Below are 16,086 nucleotides of genomic sequence, written 5' to 3'. Positions count from 1 at the left end.
AAGCATCCACCGAAAAATTCGACGCTTTTGTTGTTATTTTCCTTCTCGATAAGTCGCGAGGGGATTGCGAGTAATGGTAATCTGCCATAAGTCACGTTTATTCAAACGAGCGTTTGATTGAATTAACATTCTCGTTACAATGGCGTGGTCAGACCTCTAAATATTAAGGAGCAACAATGGGCAAGCAGGAAGTGAAAACTCGCTCAGGAGAACGCATCGCGATTGTCGCTGGTTTGCGTACACCGTTTGCGCGTCAAAGTACAGAATTCAGCCAAGTGCCAGCCGTGGACCTTGGCAAAATGGTGGTGAGTGACATGCTTGCTCGCACAGACATTGACCCGAAATTGATCGAGCAAGTGGTTTTTGGTCAGGTGGTGCAAATGCCAGAAGCGCCAAACATTGCACGAGAAATTGTTTTAGGTACCGGTATGCACATTCACACCGATGCGTACAGTGTCACTCGTGCTTGTGCGACCAGTTTTCAATCTGCGGTCAATGTTGCTGAAAGCATTATGTCGGGCACCATCGATATCGGAATCGCTGGCGGTGCAGACTCTTCTTCTGTGTTACCGATTGGGGTGACGAAAAAGCTTGCTGCAAACCTTTTGGCGCTCAGTAAGACCAAAACTATCGGCCAAAAACTCAGTATTTTAAAAACGCTGTCATTAAAAGACTTAATGCCGGTTCCACCCGCTGTCGCTGAGTATTCAACTGGTTTATCAATGGGGCAAACCGCCGAGCAAATGGCGAAGTCCCATGGCATTACTCGCCAAGCCCAAGATGAGTTGGCCCATCGCTCTCACACCTTAGCGGCCCAAGCGTGGAGCCAAGGTAAGATTGAAGGGGAGGTGATGACCGCTTTCCCTGAACCTTATAAAAAGTGGATAGCGAAAGACAATAACGTACGTGAAGATTCTACCATTGAGGGTTACGCCAAGTTGCGTCCAGCGTTTGATCGCCAATACGGTAGTGTCACCGCGGCCAACAGTACGCCACTGACTGATGGTGCTGCCGCGATCATGTTAATGCGTGAAGGTAAGGCAAAAGAGCTTGGTCTTGAAATTATGGGCTATATCCGCTCATACGCTTTTTCGGCGATCGGCGTTGAAAGCGATATGTTGATGGGGCCTTCTTATGCAACTCCAATGGCACTTGATAGAGCAGGCATTACCCTGTCTGATCTGACGCTTATTGACATGCATGAGGCGTTTGCGGCGCAGGCTCTGTCGAATGTAAAAATGTTTGCTAGCGATAAGTTTGCTCAAGAAAAACTGGGTCGTTCGAAAGCAATTGGTGAAATCGACATGGATAAATTTAACGTGCTAGGGGGTTCGATTGCTTATGGTCACCCATTTGCAGCCACTGGCGCACGTATGATCACCCAGACCTTAAGAGAGCTTAAGCGCAGAGGCGGCGGTTTGGGATTAAATACCGCATGTGCAGCAGGTGGTCTAGGTGCAGCAATGGTATTGGAGGTTGAGTAATGAGCGAGCAAACAGCATTTAAATTATCGATTGATGAACAACAGATTGCTTGGCTGTCTATTGATGTGCCTGGCGAGAAAATGAACACTTTGCAAGCGGCATTTGCCGATGAAATGGAAGCTATTTTTGCTCAGTTAGCAGAGCAAAAATCTGCGCTTAAAGGGTTGATCGTTCATTCGTTAAAGCCTGACAACTTTATTGCTGGTGCAGATGTTCGCATGCTTGATGCGTGTACCAGTGCTAAAGAAGCGCAAGCATTGGCAGAAAAAGGCCAGCAAATGTTCCAGAAGCTGGCAGACTTGCCTTACCCGGTGGTTGCAGCAATTCATGGCCCGTGTTTAGGCGGCGGCTTAGAGTTAGCGTTGGCCTGTGATTTCCGAGTATGTACCGACTCCGACAACACGCGTCTTGGTCTGCCAGAAGTTCAGCTTGGTTTGCTGCCAGGCTCGGGTGGGACTCAGCGTTTACCTCGCCTGATTGGTTTATTGCCATCGCTAGATATGATTCTGACCGGTAAACAATTGCGTGCGAAGAAAGCCAAAAAACTGGGCGTGGCGGATGCCGTTGTTCCTCAGACTGTGCTACTTGATGTTGCGAAAAGCTTTGTCGAGAAAAATGCACATAGCAACAAAGCCAAGCCTAAAGCCTCAACCAAAGAGAAGTTGATGGCTAACACTGGGCTCGGACGCAAAGTGATTTTTGAGCAAGCGGCGAAGAAAACGCGTCAAAAAACGCGAGGTAATTACCCAGCGGCAGACGCGATTTTAGATGTTATTCGTTTTGGTCTTGAAAAAGGGTTCGAGAAAGGTCTGCAGAAAGAAGCAGAGCGTTTCGGTGAGCTAGTTATGACGCCAGAATCAAAAGCGCTGCGATCAATTTTCTTTGCTACTACTGAAATGAAGAAAGACAACGGCAGTGACGCCGAGCCAAGAACCATTGCGCGTGCGGCCGTACTCGGTGGTGGTTTAATGGGGGCAGGGATAAGCCATGTCAGCGTAGCCAAAGCCAAAGTACCGGTACGCATTAAAGATGTGTCCAATGACGGTGTTTTAAACGCGCTCAAGTACAACTTCAAGTTGTTTGAGAAACAAAGAAAACGCCGCATTATCTCAAAAGTGCAGTTGCAAAATAAGATGATGCAATTATCGGGAGGGACTGATTTTACGACGTTTAATCATACCGATATGGTGATTGAAGCGGTATTTGAAGATTTAGCGCTTAAACAGCAGATGGTGGCCGATGTTGAGCAAAACGCCAAGCCCGAGACCATTTTTGCGACTAATACGTCGTCACTGCCAATTCATCAGATTGCTGAGAAAGCACAGCGTCCTGAAAATGTGGTCGGTTTACACTACTTCAGCCCTGTAGAAAAGATGCCATTGGTCGAAGTCATTCCTCATCAAGGTACCTCTGATGAAACCATTTCAACCGTGGTTGAGTTTGCGCGTAAGCAAGGCAAAACGCCGATTGTGGTCAAAGATTGTGCAGGTTTTTATGTTAACCGCATTCTGGCGCCTTATATGAATGAAGCCGCTCAAGTGTTGATGACTGGTGAGCCCATTGAGCAACTCGATACTGCGCTGCTCAACTTCGGTTTCCCTGTTGGACCGATAACGCTACTCGACGAAGTGGGCGTTGATATTGGTGCTAAAATTATGCCTATCTTGGTTGCAGAGCTTGGTGAACGATTCCAAGGGCCAGATGTATTCGACAAGCTGCTTAATGATGGTCGTAAAGGACGTAAGAGCGGCAAAGGCTTTTATAGTTATAAAGGCAAGAAGAAAGATGTCGATAAGTCGGTTTACAAACTGCTAGGCTTGAAGCCTGAGTCAAAGATGGCAGAGAAAGAGATCGCTATGCGCTGCGTATTACCAATGCTCAATGAAGCGGTTCGCTGTCTTGATGAAGGCATTATCCGTAGCCCACGTGATGGCGACATCGGTGCTATATTCGGTATTGGTTTCCCGCCGTTCTTAGGTGGTCCGTTCCGGTATATGGATCAGATAGGCATCAAGAAACTTGTTGAGATCATGAACGAGCATGCACAGAAGTACGGTGATCGTTTTGCCCCTTGTGATGGCTTGTTAACTCGAGCTGGGGTTGATGCACGCTTTTATTCATAATCACATTTAAAGACAAAGGCGAGCCAATCGGTTCGCCTTTTTTGTTGATGAGAGTTATTATCAAGAAGAAATAACAACAATACGTTCAAAAGGATACCAAATGGATGCTCTCGATCTCTTGCTCAACCGTCGCTCAATTGCAAAATTGTCTGAGCCAGCGCCAGAAGGTAAAGCACTAGAAAACATCATTCGCGCTGGTTTACGCGCTCCTGATCATGCCGGACTCACACCATGGCGCTTTTCAATTGCACAAGGTGAAGGGCTGAATAAGCTATCGAAAATTCTAGTGACAGCTGCAGAGTCTGAAAGCAGTGATGTGAGCCTGATAGAAAAGGTCAAAAATGCCCCATTTCGCGCACCAATGGTGATCACCGTGATTGCCAAGGTGACTGAACATGACAAAGTGCCAGCGTTTGAGCAACATTTATCGGCGGGTTGCGCTGTCCAAGCGATGCAAATGGCCGCAGTTGCTCAAGGTTTTCAGGCGTTTTGGCGCTCAGGAAAGTGGATGTTCCACCCGCAAGTCCATCAAGCGTTTAACCTGCAAGGCGAAGACCAAATTGTTGGCTTTTTGTATTTGGGGACGCCGGGTTGTACTCCAATGAAAGTACCTGAAAGAGATTTAAGCCAATTTGTTGAATACCTATAACGGAAAAAGAGCTTGGCTAACTGCCAAGCTCTTTTTTTTAGTGAAGGTTGTATGCGATAACAAAGTCGATAAAAAGACGTACCTTCTCGGGGAGGTGATCTTTGTGATTGTAGAGCATATAGATATCACGAGGGTTGGCGATCCAGTCTTCAAGTACTTGGATTAGGCTACCATCGTCGATGTACTCTTTTATCATCACATCTGGCATCAAAGTAATCCCTAAACCGTCAGAACAGGCGCTCCTTACCACATTGAGTGTATTAGATTGAAAGCGTCCTTTGTCATTATTAATGACGGTTTCACCACTATTATTCGACAGTTGCCATTTAAGCAGTGGTGCGCCTTTGAGTAATGAGTGTTGGTGTAGCTCTTCGGCGTGTCTTAGCGCTGGTTTGTTGTTCAAATAGTCTGGGCTTGCGACCAGAATGTCTACCACCGAGCTAATCTTACGTGCAATTAAACTTGAGTCGCGTTGTGGCCCGACTCGGAAAATAACATCCCATTCGGTGGGATCGAGTTGATCGGCGTGGTTGCTGGTGGTCAGCTCGATGTTAATATCGGGATATTGGCACATGAAAGCGTTAAACATCGGCATCATCATGCGTTTGGTTAAGTTCGATGGCGAGTTAATGCGAATTTTGCCCGCAGCCCCACGACATTCGTCGGTAATCTCTTCTGCGGCAGAGGTGAGGCGGTCGAGTAGTGGAGAACACTCGCTATAAAAACGTTCGCCAGCTTCTGTTAAAGACAGTTTACGCGCATGACGATTGAGCAGTCGTAGATTGAGCGACTCCTCCAAAGCTTGAATACGTCGCGTGATAGTAGCGACAGGAATCATGGTTTTACGGGAAGTTGCGGTATAACTCCCATTTTCTACCACCAATCTAAACAGGTTGAGATCATCTAATTTCATTGCGTTCGACACACACTTTTACCAATTTGATTAATTTATATCTATATCAAATGTCAAAGCTTGAGTCACATCAACAACTTTGGCGAAATTTGATATTCCATACATATAGTATGCAACCTAGAACAAAAGTGGAAGATTTGTATAAATTAGCTTTCGGGGCTACTTTTAAAGAGCGATTTAACTACAAATAACAATAATAATATAAGCAGTCGTTCTTTTTAGGTGTGAGGCGAAGATGTATGCATAAAACAATTGACGTTGCGACTAACACGACGACACTCGCTAATGCGGGTCAAAAAATGATTATGTTGGTAGATGATGACCCGGTTTTTCGTCGCATAACGTCGGGTTTTCTATTGGCACAAGGCTATCAAGTCGTCGAAGCTCACGATGGATTAGATGGCTTACAGAAATTAAGGACCAATGAACCCGATCTGGTTTTGTGCGATCTTTCGATGCCCATTCTTGATGGTATCGAGTTCGTCGAAGAAGTCAGCTTAGAGTACCCCTCGCTGCCGCTTATTGTTGTGTCTGCGACTGATGAGATAGCCGATGTGGCCAGAGCACTCAGATATGGCATCAAAGACTTTCTCGCTAAGCCCATTAGCAATCATCAACACTTGGCTTGTGCTATTGAGAACACGTTAGATGACTCTGATAACCACCTCAGTGACCAGCGGGATTTTTCTAGTCAATGGTTTCGTATCGATAGTGGTGATGTGCCAGAAGAACAAGAGTTGCATTGGCACTTAGAGTACTTAGATGATAATCCAAGCGCTGCAACAGACTTATTGCATGCGCTATTGCCTGATAAAGATACCACCCAAGGTGATTGGAAGTGCAGCTACCGTCTGTTGCAGTCAACGGACGTCATGCCCTTGGTTTTTGACTACGCATGGTTGATAAACGGACAGTTTGTTTTTTATCTGGTCGACTCTGCGAGCGAAGAAAAGCACGGTGCGGCAACGACCTTGCTGGTCAGAGCGTTATTCCATGACTATTTGCGTAACCTCAAGTCTTTTAATGCCGACTTGAAAGATCTTGCCACTCTACTTGAAAGAGGCATCAAGTGTTCTGATTGTAGTACGCCAGTCAAGGCACTTTTTGGTGTCGCAGACTTGTCTGAAGGCACGTTAGAACTGCTGCCTGCTGGTCTTGATGCGCAATGGGCCAATGGTTACTTTTCTCAGCACATCCCTGCAGGAGTGTTTCTTGGTGACAACTGTATGAAGAACTTTATCACTACAGATTTGCCAATTCACTCGGCTTGTCAATTGACACTTAGTTGTCTTGGTTCGAGCAGTTTTTGCCTCGATATTCGACGTGCAGCAAATGCCTAAACGTTTTATGAGCACTTTAATAACCCTATAATCACCCGGTGTTTTTCACCGAGTGATTAAGGTATAGTCGCGACAAACAAAAAAAGCCCAACCTATTAACATCTGATTAATCAATTGGGCATACGTTTCGTCACCTTTATATTAGAGAAGCAAGCTCATGGCAGACAAAGACTTTAAAGAACCTTATAATATTTTCTACTTTCTTGGATTTATCGCGGTATTACTGATCCCGACGCTTCCAGCGACGCTGACTTGGATCCGCGTAATGAATGGATATTCGGGTTTCTAATACTCATGCGATAGGAGTATGCCATCATCATTCGTAGAATTGCTCTGAGTTTTGTTGGCATGCTCAGCCTAGTGTTAGGCGTCATTGGTATTTTTCTTCCTCTCTTACCAACTACACCCTTTATCTTATTAGCCAGTGCATGCTTTATGCGCAGCAGCCCTGTTTTTCACCGTTGGCTTCATCAACACAATACCTTCGGGCCTATCATCACACATTGGCATCAACACCGCGCCATATCACGCAAAGTAAAAGCACGCGGTGCGGTGTGTATGGTGTTAAGTTTTTCATTTTCGATTTGGATTGTTCCCCATTTCTGGCTAAAGATTGGTCTAGTGGCCATGCTTGTGGTTCTGCTCAGTTGGTTTATTCGTTTGCCTGTGATTGAGTACCTTGCCGATAGCGAAGAAAATCACTAAGATTGCTGAGAAGTGTGCCTGCTTTTATAGTGGGCGTTTGTTTTTTTAGGCACAATAAACCTTGGTCGCTGTTTCTGGTGAAACCCTAGGTTAGGTTGTGCTGAGAACTGTGCTAACGCCTCCAGTCATTTGTTGACCAAATCGATGGATAAATTAGCCAATCTAAGTAAAGAGTTATGACAACTGAAACTATTGCGCAAATCAAATCTAGCATCCAAAGCATTGCCGATTACCCAAAACCAGGCATTCTGTTTCGTGATGTGACTAGCTTGATGGAAGATGCCCAGGCTTATCAGGCCACCATTCAACTGCTCGTAGACCGCTATAAAGAGATGGGGTTTACTAAAATTGTTGGTACCGAAGCGCGTGGTTTTCTTTTTGGTGCACCGCTTGCGCTAGAGCTCGGTGTCGGTTTTGTCCCAGTACGTAAACCAGGCAAACTGCCACGTAAAACCATCGCTCAATCTTACGAGTTAGAGTACGGTACAGATACACTAGAAATTCACGTCGATGCAATCCGTGAAGGCGACAAAGTGTTGGTTGTTGATGACTTACTAGCGACAGGCGGCACGATTGAAGCCACAACTAAGCTAATTCGACAACTCGGTGGTGTGGTGGAACACGCTGCATTTGTGATTAACCTTCCTGAAATTGGTGGTGATAAACGTCTTGAAGGCCTTGGCCTCAACGTCTATAGCATCTGTGAATTTGAAGGTCACTAATCGGCTAGGCTATATATGGGTACAGTTTCATGAGTTATCTTGCTTTAGCGCGAAAGTGGCGACCGACTAAATTTGATCAAGTCGTCGGTCAAGCCCACGTTTTAACTGCATTAGAAAATGCATTGGCTCAAAATCGTCTTCATCATGCTTATTTATTTAGTGGTACGCGTGGTGTGGGTAAAACGACCATTGGTCGATTATTTGCGAAAGGGCTAAATTGTGAAACGGGGATTACTGCTACCCCTTGTGGTGTCTGTGATACTTGCCAGGAAATCGATCAAGGTCGCTTCGTTGATCTGCTAGAGATAGATGCAGCATCGCGTACCAAAGTTGAAGATACTCGTGAATTACTCGACAACGTGCAGTACAAACCAGCGCGTGGCCGATTTAAGGTTTACCTGATCGATGAAGTGCACATGCTCTCGCGTCACAGTTTTAATGCACTGTTGAAAACGCTTGAAGAGCCACCGGAGTATGTGAAGTTTCTTCTTGCGACGACGGATCCGCAAAAGTTACCAATGACGATTTTGTCTCGTTGTTTACAGTTTCATCTTAAACCGATCAGTGTTGATACGATTCATGAACAGCTTAAGCAAACATTACAAAAAGAACAGGTCGAAGCAGAGACGCGCGCCCTTGGTATGATTGCCCATGCCGCTGATGGCAGTATGCGTGACGCATTAAGTTTGACTGATCAAGCGATTGCATTGGGTAACGGGAAGGTGATGACTGACAGTGTTACCCATATGTTGGGAACACTCGATACCGATCAAGCAATACATTTACTCGAAGCGATCAGTTCAAAGCAACCCCAAGTTGCTATGGATTGTCTCTCTTCATTGGCACAAAATGGGGTTGAGTGGGATGGTTTACTACAACAGTTAGCTACTCAACTGCATCGTCTTGCTATGTACCACGCATTGCCTGCCACGCTTGATATGACTCAGCCAGATGCCGAAAAAATTGAATTACTCAGTCGAGCATTAACGCCACAAGATGTTCAGCTCTATTACCAAATCGTATTGAAAGGACGTCAAGATTTACCTTTGGCACCTTCTGAACGAATTGGTTTAGAGATGGTTATTTTGCGCATGATGGCGTTTAGACCCGTTCAGCCGCAAGCGGCGATGATTTCCACTCAGGCAGCCCCTGCGATATCTGCGCCAAGTGCGCCTGTAGCGTCAGCGCCACAGGCTCAAACAGTTGCCCGAGTTGACACGCCTCCAGTCCCTCAGTCGGCGCCATTTGTTAACAATGACCAGGCTCCACCTGTTCCGGACTATATGTCTGGGCCACCTCAATATGATGATCCTGATTATGCTATGCCTGCGACTAATGAGTCACAGCCACCCAATCAGATGGCGCCTCAAGCTCCACCATCAGTACAACCTGAGGAGCCGCGTTCTTCATCGCCAATAAGTGGCCTGCGACACCAATTACGTTCTCAACGTAAAGGGTTGACCCCAGGACAGAGTAATTCGCCAAAAAAGGCTAATACGGCATCTGCAAAAAAAACAGAGTCTGTTCTTGAGCGCGTTGCGAAAAAGCACGCCGGTTCAGGGCAGGTGTCGTCACCGTCTTCCACGCAATCTGCTCAAGTCTCTGAGTCAGCTAAGGATGAACCTTATCAGTGGAAGCCGACACAGCCTCCAAAACAAAAGCCAGTGTCACAGCTGACGCCAACGCTACTAAAAAAAGCATTGGAACATGAAAAGACCCCTGAAATGGCACAGAAGTTGGTCGATGAGAGCTTAGCCTTAGATGAGTGGGCTAAATTGATCAGCCAACTTAATACGGCAAAACTCACCGAGCAACTTGCGCTGAACTCTAGCTATCAAAAAAACGGTGCATCTATTGCGCTGACATTGAGATCGTCTCAAGCACACTTAGATACCGACAAGGCACAAAGTGAACTTCTTGAAGAACTTAATCGTGTGCTGGGTGAAGAGTGTCACTTGAGTGTTGAAGTGGGAGAAAGCGGTGAAACCCCGCTGGAATTACGAGACAGACTTTATCAAGGTCGACTTCAACAGGCATTTAACAGTTTGGATAACGATCAAAATGTACAGTTTATCGAGCGACGCTTTAGTGCTCAACTCGACAAAGACAGCGTACGACCGATTTAATTTACTGGGGTTGAACTTAAGTGATTTGGCCCCATCTAATAACAAAACAAGCTAAATAAAATAACCAGAGAGATAAACATGTTTGGTAAAGGCGGTATGGGTAACTTGATGAAGCAAGCCCAGCAAATGCAAGATCGCATGCAAAAGCTTCAAGAAGAAATCGCAAATATGGAAATCACTGGCGAGTCAGGCGCTGGACTAGTGAAAATAACCATTACTGGTAGCCATAGCGTTCGTCGCGTTGAGATCGATGAGAGCTTGATGGAAGATGACAAAGAAATGCTTGAAGATTTGATCGCTGCGGCGTTCAATGATGCTGCTCGCCGTGTTGAAGAAACACAAAAAGAGAAAATGGCTGGTGTGACTGGTGGTATGCAACTTCCGCCAGGCATGAAAATGCCATTCTAATCGAGTAAAAAATAATGCGCACCAGTCATATGCTGGAGCAATTGATGGAGGCCTTACGTTGTCTACCTGGGGTTGGCCCCAAGTCGGCGCAGCGTATGGCCTTTCATTTGTTACAGCGTGATAGAAAAGGCGGCCTTCAACTGGCGGATGCTCTGAGTCAAGCGATGACAGAAATTGGTCATTGTAATGAGTGTCGTACTTTTACAGAAGAAGAGACTTGCCACATCTGTACCAACCCGAAACGGCAAGAAAATGGCCAGATTTGTGTCGTTGAAAGCCCTGCAGATATTGCAGCAGTAGAAGCAACGGGCCAGTTTTCTGGTCGCTATTTTGTGTTGATGGGCCACCTGTCACCCCTAGATGGTATTGGCCCCAGTGATATCGGTCTTGATGTATTAGACTATCGGTTACGCCGAGGTGATGTTAACGAAGTCATCCTTGCGACAAACCCGACCGTAGAAGGTGAAGCGACCGCTCACTACATCGCTGAACTATGCCGTGCACATCAGGTGCAAGCGAGTCGTATTGCTCATGGCGTTCCGGTAGGGGGCGAGCTGGAATTGGTTGACGGCACTACACTGTCTCACTCACTGCTGGGCAGGTTAAAGCTATAGCGCCTCAATACAGAGTAAAAAGCGATGCCACTGAGCATCGCTTTTTTTTATTAATTTACAATGAGTAGCTGACATGCATTGGCTTGCCACTCGTTTTAGGTGAGGCTCTCTAACTCAATAATATTGGCCAAAGCTTGTTGGTTCGAAGTTCCGCAAAGCTCGATGCACGGTTTAAACTGGTGACAAACCTTCGGTCTTTCTGCTTTACCAAACAGCTTACACAAGTTGTCCTCGTTAAGCTGAACACATCTCACTCCGGCCGGTTTGCCATCCGGCATTCCCGGTATAGCAGAAGAGATACTTGGAGCAATACAGCAAGCCCCACAACCTAAACGACAGTCCATCTTTTTATATCCTCAAACAATAATAGACCAAATATTATCACTGAGTGTGATCTGTGTCACTTGGGTTATGTCTGATTGCTATGTAAAAACACCTCAAAATTAGATGTCGGATGAGTATTTTATTGAGGTAAATGTACTTAAACAATCCGATTAATTCAGTAAATTATTAGCCGAAAAATGGGAGTGCATTAAAGCTATTTATTGAACTATCATTATATTCTTATAAAGGGTTGACTAATAACACCGTACTGTAAACAGCGTTCGTAGTAAATTTCACTGAATCAGTGTAACGAAATTACACCGCCTTATTAATAGTATTGTTTTTAAGGTGGCTTATTGATAGTTTGCAAATTCATGATTAATTAAATAGTGATAATTTTGTGAATTTGATTTATCTAATTTATATTAATCTAATTTAGCTGGCTGATTTATTTTTTTGGCAACTTATTGCCCATCGTGTGGTAAAAAATTGCTTGATATATACAGGTTATTGCTTAAGGATATACCACAAATAATCGCTTTCGTATTAATAATTAGCCGTATTAATGTTGGTGCGGTATTTGCTATTTAATTCTGCTTAGTTATTTAATGAGAAGAATACCAATATGGGTAATGGAATTATTGTTGGACACATCGGCACTGAGCATGATGGTTTTCCACCAACGCCAGTGACTGCTGGTTCTGGAAGCGTGAAAATCGATGGGATACCCGCAGCTCGGCAGGGCGATCCACTCGCTCCGCATGATAAACCTAATAACCCTCCCCATGGACGGACAATTGCCGCAGGGTCAGGGACAGTAAACATTGATGGTAAACCGGCAGCAAGAGCAGGTGATGCCGTGAGTTGTGGTGGTGTTTTACAAGGTGGAAGTAGTGTCAATATTGGTTAAGTTCAGGCTCTATATTTTGGTTTTCATAGGCTTCAGCTATCCCGCTCTTGCATCAAATAATTATCACATTGAGCAAATGGGCGCTGACGAAGCCTACTCAACGGGTGCACTGTTGCGAGCGCAGTTTAAAAATAGCGAAGCACGCCAATACCTCAAGTATGCGGCTGATAAAGGCAACGCGGATGCTGCGTATGTTTACGCCCTTGATTCTTTGGGTTATAGACACACTGAACGTATTAATCAACAAGCACAGCGCTATTTAGAGAAGGCGGCAGAAGGTCAAAGTTTATTTGCACTTAATTATATCTACCAATTTGGTGATTGGATTAGTGCGGCGAAACGTGACCTTTACCAACGCCAGTATCATGACCAACTCATTGAATTGGGAGCAGATGATCCTGGTCGTGCGTTGTTGTTGTTATCTGGCTATTTTTACCACAGCGATCGACCACTATCTCAATATTACCTTGATAAAGCCCGTCTATTTGAACTGCCTAAGGCAGAGATGACTTATGCAGCGCGCTTAGAGCAAGGTGAAGGTGAGTTTTTCTTTGATAGCGATCGTATTACCGCGATGAATCAGAGTTATTTAAAAGCAGCGCAGGCTGGGTACATACCTGCCACTAAGAAATACATTAGTTTGCTTGAAGAGCAGGGCAAGCTAAACAGAGCGTTTGAATGGCGACAAAAGGCCTTGGAGCAGGGCGATGTGACGTCATTGGTCACACTAGCTAAGATATACAGTGGTCAAAGTCAGCGCTATGGGTTTATTGAGCGAGACCTTATCAAAGCCAAAGCGTACTTGGAGCTTTACCTAGAGACAGCAGGGCAAGATCGTTTGCTGCAAACCTACGAGAAAGTAGAGCAAGATTACAAAGACATTGTTGATACGCTTTCCGAGCAAGAAATTGCTCAGGCCGAGTTAATGAAAGCAGAACTGGTTAAACAAGAAACGTATTTTCATCATGACTATTTATGGCTTGATTAAGTCATAAAAGAATGAATTTAGGGTTAGATATTATGGCAAGGATCAACTTTAAGAGTGGTCCTAAAGACTGATTTACTTGGTTCGTAATAACTTATTCCCTCATTTAGTGTTGTTAAGGGTTATGTGTGATGTCTATTCCATAACTTTTATCAGCAATCGATAATTTAATTATGATTATCTTATCGACCAAATAAGCGTAAATAAAAATATTTGATAAAAAGAATAATTAGCCTGTATTGGAAAATATAGGTTCGGGGTTCTTTTGTCATAAATACCACCATCCATTTAATTAATATCGGAGAACTTTGATTATGTCTAAGGAAGGAAGCGTTGCTCCTAAAGAGCGGATTAATATTAAATATATTCCTGCTACCGGCGATGCTCAGGCTGAAGTTGAACTGCCACTAAAAACATTAGTAGTCGGTGACTTTAAAGGCCATACCGAAGAAACACCTGTCGAAGAGCGTAGTACCGTTTCAGTTGATAAAAACAACTTTGAGTCAGTGATGCGTGAAAGTGAACTTAGCTTGTCTACCTCGGTAGCGAGTAAGTTAAGCGACGACGAAAATGCAGAACTTCCTGTTGAGCTGAGTTTCAATTCACTTGCTGACTTCTCTCCAGATTCAATTGCAAGTCAAGTCCCAGAGCTTAACAAGTTGATTGAACTGCGCGAAGCGCTTGTGGCTCTGAAAGGTCCTCTTGGCAATATCCCTGCGTTCCGCGAACGTCTGCAAGAACTGCTGCACTCTCAGGAGTCACGCGACAAATTACTTGAAGAGCTCAGCATCGTTGGCGAAGAGCCAAAATAGAACAAGAGACTAACTAACAACATTCGTCATTTAATGGATTAGGAAATACCTGATGTCTACAGAAACGGTACTAGAAAGACCCCAGTTAGCTGAAGGCGGCTTACTAGATGAAATCATGGCACAAACGAAAATTGCGCCAAGTGAAGAAGGCTACGATATTGCCAAAAAAGGCGTCGCTGCGTTTATTGAGAACCTCATTGGCTCGCAACAAACTGACGAAGCCGTGAATAAATCTCTCGTTGACCAAATGTTGGTTGAGTTAGATAAAAAAATCAGCGCTCAGATGGATGAAATTCTCCATGACGAAAAATTCCAACAGATGGAATCGTCATGGCGTGGATTAAAACTACTGGTTGATCGTACCGATTTTGGTGAGAACAACAAAATTGATCTTCTTCACGTGACTAAAGAAGAGCTACTTGAAGACTTTGAGTTTGCACCAGAAACCACCCAGTCAGGATTATACAAACATGTATATTCGTCGGGCTATGGCCAGTTTGGTGGCGAACCGACAGGTGCGATTGTGGGTAACTTTAGCTTTACGCCATCAACACCTGATATGAAGTTACTTCAATACATGGGGTCACTCGGAGCTATGGCTCATGCTCCCTTTATCTCAAGCGTTGGCCCAGAGTTTTTCGGTATTGATTCGTTCGAAGAATTACCAAATATTAAAGATGTTAAATCTATCTTTGAAAGCCCGAAGTACACCAAATGGCGTTCACTTCGTGAATCTGAAGATGCACGTTACTTAGGTTTGGCAGCGCCGCGTTTCCTTTTGCGTGTACCTTATGACCCAACTGAAAACCCAATTAAGTCATTTAACTACGCAGAGAGTGTTTCTCAGTCTCATGAACACTACCTTTGGGGCAACACTGCTTTCGCGTTTGCGACACGTTTAACCGACAGTTTTGCCAAATACCGCTGGTGTCCAAACATCATTGGCCCACAAAGTGGCGGTGCTGTTGAAGATCTTCCTGTCCACGTGTTCGAGTCAATGGGTGCGCTTCAGGCGAAGATCCCAACCGAAGTCCTCATTACTGACCGTAAAGAGTTTGAATTAGCAGAAGAAGGCTTTATCGCCCTAACAATGCGTAAAGGCAGCGATAATGCAGCGTTCTTCTCGGCAAACTCAATCCAGAAGCCGAAAATCTTCCCTAATACTAAAGAAGGGAAAGAAGCGGAAACCAATTACAAGTTGGGTACTCAGCTACCTTACATGATGATCATTAACCGCCTTGCTCACTACATTAAAGTACTGCAGCGCGAGCAGATCGGTTCATGGAAAGAGCGTCAAGATTTAGAGCGTGAGTTGAATACTTGGATCAAGCAGTTTGTGGCTGACCAAGAGAACCCACCAGCAGATGTTCGTAGTCGTCGTCCATTACGTGCAGCGAAGATTGAAGTGGCTGATGTGGATGGTAATCCAGGTTGGTACCAAGTTTCTCTTTCTGTCCGTCCTCACTTCAAGTACATGGGTGCAAACTTTGAATTGTCACTGGTTGGCCGATTAGATCAGGCATAACCATCATGACGTACTTTGCTCCTGAAGAAAGTACGTTCGGTGTTGGCTTCTTTGAACGCTTAGAAGCCAACGCTAAGAACGTTTCTTTAACACAAGGCCCAGAGCCAAATGATGTTCTCAACTCAATTAAAGGTAACGTTTCCAAGATCTTAAATACACGTGTTGGTGGGGCACAAAGTTCGCCGAGTTTGGGATTGATTGATTTCAATGATGCCACGCTAGACACCTTAGATCTGTCGCTAAAGGTCAAGTTAGCGATTCAAAACTGCTTACATAATTTTGAGCCGAGACTCAAGAACATTGAAGTCATTGCTGAGACGGACAGATTCAGTCCGTTGTCGCTGCAGTTCAGAATAACGGCACAAATTAATAGCGATGCAATTCACGACCGCGTTCACATCAGTTTGCTTTTGGACCAAAACAGACAATATCGAGTGATTTAGGGA

17 protein-coding genes are annotated in these 16,086 nt (G+C 44.8%); 15 read left to right on the top strand and 2 right to left on the bottom strand.

The features are described 5' to 3' along the window. Positions 1-176 precede the first annotated feature (176 nt). The 3 genes from fadI to BS19_RS17135 all read left to right on the top strand — a co-directional run bounded on the left by fadI (position 177) and on the right by BS19_RS17135 (position 4,256). Positions 177-1,484 carry an acetyl-CoA C-acyltransferase FadI gene (gene fadI, locus BS19_RS17145; RefSeq protein ID WP_038176994.1) on the top strand — a complete coding sequence of 436 codons (1,308 nt, stop codon included), beginning with the start codon at positions 177-179 and terminating at the stop codon, positions 1,482-1,484. Further along, entirely contained in the window at positions 1,484-3,607 is a 2,124-nt protein-coding gene (gene fadJ / locus BS19_RS17140; protein ID WP_038176993.1) for a fatty acid oxidation complex subunit alpha FadJ, read from the top strand. The genes fadI and fadJ overlap by 1 nt, the downstream gene beginning before the upstream one ends. A gap of 100 nt (positions 3,608-3,707) precedes the next feature. Continuing rightward, positions 3,708-4,256: an NAD(P)H nitroreductase gene (locus tag BS19_RS17135; protein ID WP_038176990.1), complete on the top strand. Its 549-nt coding sequence runs from the start codon at positions 3,708-3,710 to the stop codon at positions 4,254-4,256. Between the two features lie 37 nt (positions 4,257-4,293). Here BS19_RS17135 and BS19_RS17130 read toward each other — a convergent pair whose 3' ends face one another. Continuing rightward, the gene (locus tag BS19_RS17130) at positions 4,294-5,169 is read right to left on the bottom strand and encodes a LysR family transcriptional regulator (RefSeq protein WP_038176988.1); all 876 of its coding nucleotides are present in this window, start codon (positions 5,167-5,169) and stop codon (positions 4,294-4,296) included. A gap of 239 nt (positions 5,170-5,408) precedes the next feature. Between BS19_RS17130 and BS19_RS17125 the strand changes: the two genes are divergently transcribed. The 7 genes from BS19_RS17125 (at position 5,409) to recR (ending at position 11,084) form a co-directional block, all read left to right on the top strand. Continuing rightward, on the top strand, positions 5,409-6,509 hold the full coding sequence (locus BS19_RS17125) for a response regulator (RefSeq protein ID WP_038176986.1): 1,101 nt from the start codon (positions 5,409-5,411) through the stop codon (positions 6,507-6,509). Positions 6,510-6,666: 157 nt separating this feature from the next. Next, entirely contained in the window at positions 6,667-6,798 is a 132-nt protein-coding gene (locus BS19_RS20705; protein WP_157631207.1) for a hypothetical protein, read from the top strand. 23 nt (positions 6,799-6,821) lie between these two features. Further along, a complete protein-coding gene (locus tag BS19_RS17120; protein WP_038176984.1) occupies positions 6,822-7,214 on the top strand; it encodes a YbaN family protein in 393 nt (130 codons plus the stop codon). Positions 7,215-7,390: 176 nt separating this feature from the next. After that, the gene (gene apt, locus BS19_RS17115; protein ID WP_038176983.1) at positions 7,391-7,936 is read left to right on the top strand and encodes an adenine phosphoribosyltransferase; all 546 of its coding nucleotides are present in this window, start codon (positions 7,391-7,393) and stop codon (positions 7,934-7,936) included. 29 nt (positions 7,937-7,965) lie between these two features. Then, positions 7,966-10,062 (top strand): DNA polymerase III subunit gamma/tau, encoded by a 2,097-nt coding sequence (gene dnaX, locus BS19_RS17110; protein ID WP_038176982.1) that lies wholly within the window; start codon positions 7,966-7,968, stop codon positions 10,060-10,062. 78 nt (positions 10,063-10,140) lie between these two features. Further along, on the top strand, positions 10,141-10,470 hold the full coding sequence (locus BS19_RS17105) for a YbaB/EbfC family nucleoid-associated protein (protein WP_038176981.1): 330 nt from the start codon (positions 10,141-10,143) through the stop codon (positions 10,468-10,470). 14 nt (positions 10,471-10,484) lie between these two features. Next, complete coding sequence (gene recR, locus BS19_RS17100) at positions 10,485-11,084, top strand: recombination mediator RecR (RefSeq protein ID WP_038176980.1); 600 nt, start codon at positions 10,485-10,487, stop codon at positions 11,082-11,084. A 95-nt stretch (positions 11,085-11,179) separates the two neighbouring features. Here the strand turns inward: recR and BS19_RS20055 are convergent, their stop codons facing one another. Then, positions 11,180-11,428 (bottom strand): YkgJ family cysteine cluster protein, encoded by a 249-nt coding sequence (locus BS19_RS20055; protein WP_084186063.1) that lies wholly within the window; start codon positions 11,426-11,428, stop codon positions 11,180-11,182. 605 nt (positions 11,429-12,033) lie between these two features. On the opposite strand from BS19_RS20055, the gene BS19_RS17095 reads away from it, so the two are divergent. From BS19_RS17095 to tssE, 5 genes are all read left to right on the top strand, one after another. Then, positions 12,034-12,318, top strand: a complete 285-nt coding sequence (locus BS19_RS17095; protein WP_038176979.1) for a type VI secretion system PAAR protein — start codon at positions 12,034-12,036, stop codon at positions 12,316-12,318. After that, positions 12,302-13,306, top strand: a complete 1,005-nt coding sequence (locus BS19_RS17090) for a hypothetical protein (protein WP_051686571.1) — start codon at positions 12,302-12,304, stop codon at positions 13,304-13,306. The genes BS19_RS17095 and BS19_RS17090 overlap by 17 nt, the downstream gene beginning before the upstream one ends. Before the next feature lie 311 nt (positions 13,307-13,617). Beyond that, the gene (gene tssB, locus BS19_RS17085) at positions 13,618-14,115 is read left to right on the top strand and encodes a type VI secretion system contractile sheath small subunit (RefSeq protein ID WP_038176978.1); all 498 of its coding nucleotides are present in this window, start codon (positions 13,618-13,620) and stop codon (positions 14,113-14,115) included. Positions 14,116-14,164: 49 nt separating this feature from the next. Further along, positions 14,165-15,640, top strand: coding sequence for a type VI secretion system contractile sheath large subunit (gene tssC, locus BS19_RS17080; RefSeq protein ID WP_172953568.1), 1,476 nt, complete (start codon positions 14,165-14,167; stop codon positions 15,638-15,640). A 5-nt stretch (positions 15,641-15,645) separates the two neighbouring features. Then, positions 15,646-16,083: a type VI secretion system baseplate subunit TssE gene (gene tssE, locus BS19_RS17075; RefSeq protein ID WP_038176975.1), complete on the top strand. Its 438-nt coding sequence runs from the start codon at positions 15,646-15,648 to the stop codon at positions 16,081-16,083. Positions 16,084-16,086: the final 3 nt, after the last annotated feature.

The sequence above is a fragment of the Vibrio pacinii DSM 19139 genome, assembly GCF_000711795.1.
Taxonomy (GTDB): domain Bacteria; phylum Pseudomonadota; class Gammaproteobacteria; order Enterobacterales; family Vibrionaceae; genus Vibrio; species Vibrio pacinii.
Note: the sequence above shows the minus strand (reverse complement) of the source record. Positions and strands in the feature narration are given on the sequence as shown.